Source organism: bacterium (assembly GCA_035371905.1).
In the GTDB taxonomy this organism is placed as follows: domain Bacteria; phylum Ratteibacteria; class UBA8468; order B48-G9; family JAFGKM01; genus JAMWDI01.
Genome location: DAORXQ010000064.1, coordinates 1 through 7291 on the forward strand (window position 1 = coordinate 1; position 7291 = coordinate 7291).

General features: G+C 28.6%; 10 protein-coding genes. 1 reads left to right on the forward strand and 9 read right to left on the reverse strand.

Going from position 1 to position 7291, the window contains the following annotated elements:
* The 8 genes from PKV21_07070 to PKV21_07105 form a co-directional block, all read right to left on the reverse strand.
* Nucleotides 1-422: lysylphosphatidylglycerol synthase transmembrane domain-containing protein (locus PKV21_07070; protein ID HOM27250.1), on the reverse strand; the 422-nt coding region annotated here is incomplete at its 3' end.
* Complete coding sequence (locus PKV21_07075) at nucleotides 419-994, reverse strand: DJ-1/PfpI family protein (protein HOM27251.1); 576 nt, start codon at nucleotides 992-994, stop codon at nucleotides 419-421. The genes PKV21_07075 and PKV21_07070, both read right to left, overlap by 4 nt.
* Nucleotides 984-1412 carry a transcription antitermination factor NusB gene (gene nusB / locus PKV21_07080; protein HOM27252.1) on the reverse strand — a complete coding sequence of 143 codons (429 nt, stop codon included), beginning with the start codon at nucleotides 1410-1412 and terminating at the stop codon, nucleotides 984-986. The genes PKV21_07075 and nusB overlap by 11 nt, the downstream gene beginning before the upstream one ends.
* Nucleotides 1413-1434: 22 nt before the next feature.
* Complete coding sequence (locus tag PKV21_07085; protein ID HOM27253.1) at nucleotides 1435-2793, reverse strand: hypothetical protein; 1359 nt, start codon at nucleotides 2791-2793, stop codon at nucleotides 1435-1437.
* 2 nt (nucleotides 2794-2795) lie between these two features.
* Nucleotides 2796-3497 carry a lipid-binding SYLF domain-containing protein gene (locus tag PKV21_07090; protein ID HOM27254.1) on the reverse strand — a complete coding sequence of 234 codons (702 nt, stop codon included), beginning with the start codon at nucleotides 3495-3497 and terminating at the stop codon, nucleotides 2796-2798.
* A 37-nt stretch (nucleotides 3498-3534) separates the two neighbouring features.
* Entirely contained in the window at nucleotides 3535-3936 is a 402-nt protein-coding gene (locus tag PKV21_07095; protein HOM27255.1) for a hypothetical protein, read from the reverse strand.
* Entirely contained in the window at nucleotides 3933-4319 is a 387-nt protein-coding gene (locus tag PKV21_07100) for a Rid family detoxifying hydrolase (GenBank protein ID HOM27256.1), read from the reverse strand. Before PKV21_07100 ends, PKV21_07095 begins: the two co-directional genes overlap by 4 nt.
* Entirely contained in the window at nucleotides 4301-4783 is a 483-nt protein-coding gene (locus PKV21_07105) for a flavodoxin (protein ID HOM27257.1), read from the reverse strand. Before PKV21_07105 ends, PKV21_07100 begins: the two co-directional genes overlap by 19 nt.
* A gap of 30 nt (nucleotides 4784-4813) precedes the next feature.
* Here PKV21_07105 and PKV21_07110 point away from each other — a divergent pair, with 30 nt between their 5' ends.
* A complete protein-coding gene (locus PKV21_07110; protein ID HOM27258.1) occupies nucleotides 4814-5920 on the forward strand; it encodes a PilT/PilU family type 4a pilus ATPase in 1107 nt (368 codons plus the stop codon).
* Here PKV21_07110 and PKV21_07115 read toward each other — a convergent pair.
* On the reverse strand, nucleotides 5917-6999 hold the full coding sequence (locus PKV21_07115; GenBank protein ID HOM27259.1) for a uroporphyrinogen decarboxylase family protein: 1083 nt from the start codon (nucleotides 6997-6999) through the stop codon (nucleotides 5917-5919). The genes PKV21_07110 and PKV21_07115 overlap by 4 nt on opposite strands.
* Nucleotides 7000-7291 lie beyond the last annotated feature (292 nt).

Here is a 7291-nt window from a genome sequence, read left to right on the forward strand (position 1 = left end):
AAAAATACAGAAATTGTTCCCATTATCATAATAGATAAAGCTCCTATATACCTGTCAATTAAAACTGATATACCACTTAAAAATTTTTTTTCCTGCTCTTTCACAATATAAAAAATTTTTACTATATCGCCACCCGCTGATGTTGGAAGAAAATTGTTAAAAAATAAACCTATCATTGTAAGTTTCCAAATTAAAAAATAGGAAAGTTTTTTTTTGAAATAAATTTCCAGTATATATTTAAATCTCAGAGCAAGTAAAAAATTTATTGAAAATATTGTAATAAAAGCAAATATTAGGGGTAAATAATTTGCATTTTTTATAATTTCAGAAATTTTCTTAAAATTGACTTTTTGTAAAATTAAGTAAATAAAAAAAACACTTATAAGTATTCTAACAATTGTAAAAATAACATTTTTTTTCACTTTTTTATTAATCTTAAAATTTCATTCCCAAACTTTTCTGCTGCTTCAGGACCATTTCCTGTTACAATATTTTCATCAATTTCTACCAGATTTCCTGTATAAATTGCCCCATTTTTTTTCAAAATTTCTGAAGCAGTGTAAAAACAGGTCGCTTTCTTTCCATTCAAAATACCTGCTTTGGCTAAAATCCCTGGAGCAAGACATATTGCTCCGATAACTTTTTTGCTTTTATAAAAGTTTTGAGCAAGTTTTAATGCATGTGTATTTGTAAATAAACTCTGGGAACCAATACCTCCTACAAAAATTATTCCATCATAATCATTCTCTTTTATCTCCTCAAGTGTAAGATTAATATCTATTTTTGTTCCAAGCATACCCTTAGCAATACCCTTTTTAACAGATGCAATGTCAACAATAATTCCATTTTTTTCAAGTATTTCTTTTGGAACTTTAAGTTCTTCATCTCTGAAATTTTCAAAAGCAATAACCATTAAAACTTTTTTTTCTTTTCCAGAAAGATTTGTGATTAAAAAAATTAAAGATAAAAAAGATAAAAAAATTTTAAATTTCATTTTCATCCCCCTTTTTTTCTTTTTTATTATTTTCATATATTTCTTTTATTTTGTGTAAAATACCATTTATAAATTTTGGAGAATCTTCGTCTCCATATTTTTTACTTATTTCAATCGCTTCATTTATACTTACAATTGAAGGGATATCTTCTCTGAAAACGATTTCATATGTTGCAATTCTTAAAATATTTCTATCAATATAACTCATTCTCTTTATATCCCAGTTTAAAGAAACTTTTGAAATTATCTCATCTATTTCTTTCATATTTTCAATAACTCCTTTTATTATTTCATCAGCAAACTTTTTTACTTTTTCATTTTCCTCAAAATTTTCAAGAAAAGTAGAATTAGTATCTTCTCTCATATCTATCATATATAAAATTTTCAATGCATACTCTCTTGCTTTTCTTCTTAACATATTTTTATTTTATCATCAATAATCAATGAACATCAATCCACGCTTTATATAATCTCCATCCATCTTTTAAAAACTCTTCATTAGCCCATATAAGAACTCCTTTATATCCTCTTTCCCAAATTTTTGTAAGTTTATCTGGAATTTCTGTCGGTTCTAATTCTCCTATAATGACTGGTTTTTCAATTAAAAGATTATAAAAATGATAATCAAGTGATGAGTTGTTTTCAAAACTGTCATAATAGTGAAATTGATAGAAATCTAAATTGAATTTTTTGTATTTACTAAGATAAACTCTTGAAAGTGCGCCAACCGTTATTTTTTCATTTCTTTTAATTGTCCTTATTAATTTAATAAATGCTGAAATGAAATTATCAACTTTGGAACTGTCCACTTTCAGATGTTCTGGTTCATTTATAATATCCCATCCATAAATTACTTTCTTCGTCTCAACTTTTCTAAAAAAACCTTCAAAAAGATTCAGTAACTCTTTCTGTACTCTTATATCATAAAAAATTTCGGGATGTTCTCCTACCTTAATTCCATTCTCTTCTTCTACTCCATCAGCAATTGTAAAATCAAAAAGAACTGGCAAAATTTTAATTCCTATATTTTCTGTAATCTCAATCAGTGTATTAAAATCTTTATAAACATATTTATCAAAAGTTAATCTATTATTGTCAAAAATAACTCCACTTCTTAAATCACAGAACAAAAAAACCCTTACAACATTCACTCCAATCTCTTTAAAAAATTTAAATTTTTCATTAAGAACTTCTTTATTTGAAGAAAAACCACCATGCTTATCTTCCCATGGATTTCTACCAATATCCCATCCATAATTTAACCAGGGTAAATTAATCCCTGAATTGAAAACAAAATCAGTATTTCTTAAATTTACTTCATCTATTTTTTCTCCATCAACAGAAAGATATATTTTTTCTCCATTTTCATCAAAAACAAAGTAATGATAAAAATTCCCTAAAATTATCTTTCTCAAAAGTTTTCCTGTAAAAATTTCATACATCTTTATTTCTGAACCGCCATCTTTATGATATACAACACCTATCACAAAATTATCAGGATGCCACGCAAGTACTTTTAAATCATTTTCTGCCTCATTTTCATCAAAAACATTAATTTCCTTTATTAATTCTCCATTTTTCAAAAATATTCCTATTCTACCATGATTATAAGGTTCTATTTCTTTTGCATAAAATTCACCATTAGGAGAAATTGCAAATTCAGAATTATTTATATCTCCGGATGGAGAAAAAATTGCATCTTTTCTGTCTTTAAATATATTAATTTTTTCTTTTTCAATAGATGGAATATTTAAAATACATCCGGTGAGAATAATTAAAAGAAAAATATACTTTTTCAATTTTATTTTTTCTCTTTTTTTTCTATAACAAGTTCTGCCTCTTCATAATCCTTTAAAAGTTTTATAAGTTTTTCTGCTTCTTTTGGAATAGAAACTTTTTTATCAAAAATTATCTCTTTCAATTTCAAACCCTTTTTCCCATAAAATTCTTCATTTGCCTTATCATCAGAAAAAATAGCTCCTCCCTCAAGAGATAAACCACCAAAAACACCTTTGCTTCTTCCATATGCAAGAATTCCTGCTCCTGGAGATACTTTCCCTTCAAATTCTCTACCAACAGGACCTGCAGCCACTCCAATATCAGCTCCTATTTTAACTTTTGAGGTCGTGAGCATTCTCAAACCATCCTCATTCATTATCAAAAGTATTAAATCTGTCATTTGAGCACCTATCTGCCATCCAAAACTTACTTGAATAGAAGCAATAAATCCAGGAGCACTCCATGTCCTTTTTTCTCTATCCCTTGAAATTATAATACCCTCCCCTCCCTTTCCAGCAAGTAAAAATCCACCTTTAAACTGTCTTATAAAAATAATTCCATAACATTCTTTGATAAGATTTACAGGAATAGAAACATCTGGCTGTTTTAACATATATTCAAGCAAATCTTCTGCAACTTTAAATCTTCTTATATATTTATCTTTTGTTTCAGAAAATCCTGTATTAAAAATCAATAAAATCAATAAAATCAATAATTTTTTCATTTTCTCTCCTTTTTTTTATTTTACCTCATGTATAGAATTATGGCAATCCCTCAACTGCAATAAAAGTATTTTCAGTAGGTATTGAAATCCCTTTTTCCTTTTCCATTATATCATATTTAAGTATTTTAAAATTTTTATCAAGGTAGTAAATCTTAATATTTTCTTTTACTGCCCCAAATCCCTGATCCACATTAGTAAAAACAACACCATCAGGAATATTTGGAAAAATAATAATTGTATTTTCCATTTCTTTTAAACTTGCTCCCGCAAAACCCTGATTAGATAATTTTTCTGTACCAGCTATTAATATTCTAATATTTTTAAATTTCATCTGAGGCCAATTAACAAATTCAACTCTCTGCATCCTGGATATTTTAGTAGAACATATAACGCCCGAAATAAAACCGAGAGTAAATATAAAAAAAAGTTTCTGTCTCATTTTCCCTCCTCAATTATTGCAATAACCTCAATTTCAATAAGAACATTTTTTGGTAAATTTGAAACTTCTACAGTTGTTCTTGCTGGTTTATTTTTAAAATACTGAGCATACACATAATTCATCTTTTCAAAATCATTTATATTTTTTAAAAAAACAGTGGTTTTAACAACATTTTCAAGATCTGCGCCTGCTTCAGTTAAAATATTTTTAATATTTTCTATCACCTGTTTAGTTTGACTAGTTATATCACCATTAACAACAGTATTTGTTTTAGGGTCAACGGGTATCTGTCCAGAAATAAAGATAAAATTTTTCCATTTAATTCCCTGAGAATAAGGTCCGACCGGTAAAGGTGATTTCTCTGTTATAATTCTTTCAAACATTTTTCAATTTTTTCTTTTAAATTGTCCATATATTTTTCTATTTTTTCCCCTCTTACTTCAAACATATCAACAATTTTACCACCTTCAGTTTCAACAAGTTCTATAAATTCTTTCATCGCTTTATTTTTTAAAAAACCACTTCCATAGGTTGTAAACAAAAAAACTTTTTTATTTTTCAGGTCAATATCTTCAAGAAAACTTCTAATATGTGGAGTTATTTTTCCAGCCCATATGGGTGTACCAATAAAAAGCAAATCATAATTTTCTATATGTGGAACTTTATCTATTTTTATTAATTTTTCAAAAATTGCATTAAAACAATTTTTCAAAAAACTGCATCTTTCTTTGCTCTCAATTTCAAACAAACTTACATCAAGATTTTTTGATTTGAGAATTTCATAAATTTTTACTGATAGTTTTCTGGTATTGCCAGTTAATGAAAAATAAACTATAATTATTTTCATTTTATTAAAAATTATAACATAAAGAAAAAAATGGAAAAAGAATTTTCTTTTCAGGAATTTGTAGAACTTTCTAAAGAAAGAAATGCATCAGATATTCATTTACAGGTTGGTTCTAAACCAATATTAAGGATAAAGGGAGACATTTTAAGAATAGAAGAGTATAAAAAATTGAGTGAAGATGATATTGGAAAAATAATTTATGAATTTTTACAGGAAAAGGAGAAGAAAATTCTTGAAGAAACAGGGAATCTTGATACTTCAATGAGTTTTCCAAATATTGGTAGATTTAGAGTAAATATATTCAAACAGAGAGGAACATTTGCTCTTGTTGCAAGAAGAATAACATCTACAATTCCTGATTTTGAAATATTAAACCTTCCGGAAAGTACAAAAAAAGTTTGTGATTATATAAACGGACTTGTACTTGTAACAGGTCCTACTGGAAGTGGAAAATCAAGTACTCTTGCCGCTATAATAAATAAGATAAACATAACAAGGACATGTCATATCCTGTGCATAGAGGATCCCATTGAATATCTTTATAAAAACGATAAAGCAATAATAACACAAAGAGAAATAGGTATAGATGTGAGAAGTTTTAAAGAAGCATTAAAATATGCTGTGAGACAGGACCCTGATGTCATTCTTATTGGAGAAATACGTGATGAAGAAACAGTAGAATTTGCTATACATTCAGCAGAAACAGGTCATCTTGTCTTTGGAACTTTACACAGTCAAAATGCACCTCTTACTATCGGAAGAATTTTGAATTTCTTTCCTGAAGTAAGACAACCACAGATAAGAAGAGATCTCAGTTTACATTTAAGATGTGTAATTTCTCAAATGCTTTTACCATCAATAAAAGAAGGTGTTCAAAGAGTCCCTGCAGTTGAAATAATGTTTGTCAATTCTTTGATTTCAAGATTGATTCTTGAAGGACAGGATAGTAAAATTCCAAAAGCAATAAAAGCAGGAAAAAATGAAGGAATGCAGGATTTTGAAGATTCTCTTTTAGACCTTTACAATAGAGGTTTTATTGACAAAGAAACTGCTTTAAAATATGCAGAAAATCCTCAATCACTTGATATGAAAATGAAAGGAATTTTCCTTGCAGAAGAAGGTGGAATTGTCATTTAATAATTCCTTAATTTCACACCTGTTTCAACAAAAATTTTATAATTTTCAATATGTCTGGGTAATAATTTAGGCCAGGTGTTAGGAGAAGAAGTAGGACATAAAATAAATCCACCCCCAGGTTTTCCCTCTTCTATAATTTTTTCAACAAGTTTTTTCATCTCATCCGGTTTTAAAGTATCAAAAGCACCATCTTCAACTCCACCTTCAAGACACATTTTGCCTTTACTTATTTCTTTCATCTCCTTTAATGTCATTTTAGATACAGGAGGAGGTTCTACCGGATTTAAGCAATCCACTCCCATATCTATAAATCTTTCTAAAACAGGTGCCATATCTCCATGACAGTGAACCCATACAAATTTCTTTTCATCATGAATTAAATCTATTATCTTTTTATCGTAATCAAAAACAAATTCATTAAAGTCATTTACAGATGCAAGAGGAGGTATACATAATTCAGGACCCACATAACCAAATCCATCCCCTATTTTATTTGATAGAATATATTTAACATAATTTTCTATTTCTTTAAATTTTTTCTCTATCATATTATGAAGGATTTCCCTATGGTCGTAAAGAAAAAAACTGAAAACCTCTGAACCCATAAATCTGTGAACTGCATACATTGCCTCATCAATTCCTATAAGTATCAGCCCTCTTTCTCCAACCTTTTTCTCAAATTCAAAATAAGAATCAATTTTTGGCAATTCCCTAATATCAGGCAATGAAAGAAACTTCTCTGCATCCTTTATATCTTCAATAAAATTTTTGATAACCCTTCCCGGAGATCCGCCAAGTTTATGCTTATAAACCTGAATTAAATCTCCTTTGGGTGCTTTAATCTTTGTTATTATTTCCTTCATTCCTTCCTTTTCTATAATTTTTTCTTCTGTTTCTATCCGATAGGGTAAAGGTGGGATTTCATCTTTTTTTGGTTCCCATATTTCAATTGTTTCAAGGTCATATTTTTCCACAAGTTCACATAATGGTTTAAAATTTTCAGTAGGAAAAACAGGACTTACTCCCCAAATCCTGATAGGCATTCTATCAACTTCTTCACATTTAAAAACTCTTTTCAATCTCTCTCTGTGAGTCATATTAAAAATTCATTATCTAATTAAAGTCGGGGCGCTCGGATTTGAACCGAGGACCTTCCGCCTCAGGCGGACGCGCTTAACCGGACTAAGATTCCTCTTCTATCCTACTAATTTTCAATTTTTTTAACTATTTTATCTGAAATTTATCTGAATAAGTCGGGGCGCTCGGATTTGAACCGAGGACTTTCCGCCTCAGGCGGACGCGCTTAACCAGACTACGATTCCTCTTCTATCCTACTAATTTTCAATTTTTTTAACTATTTTATCTGAAATT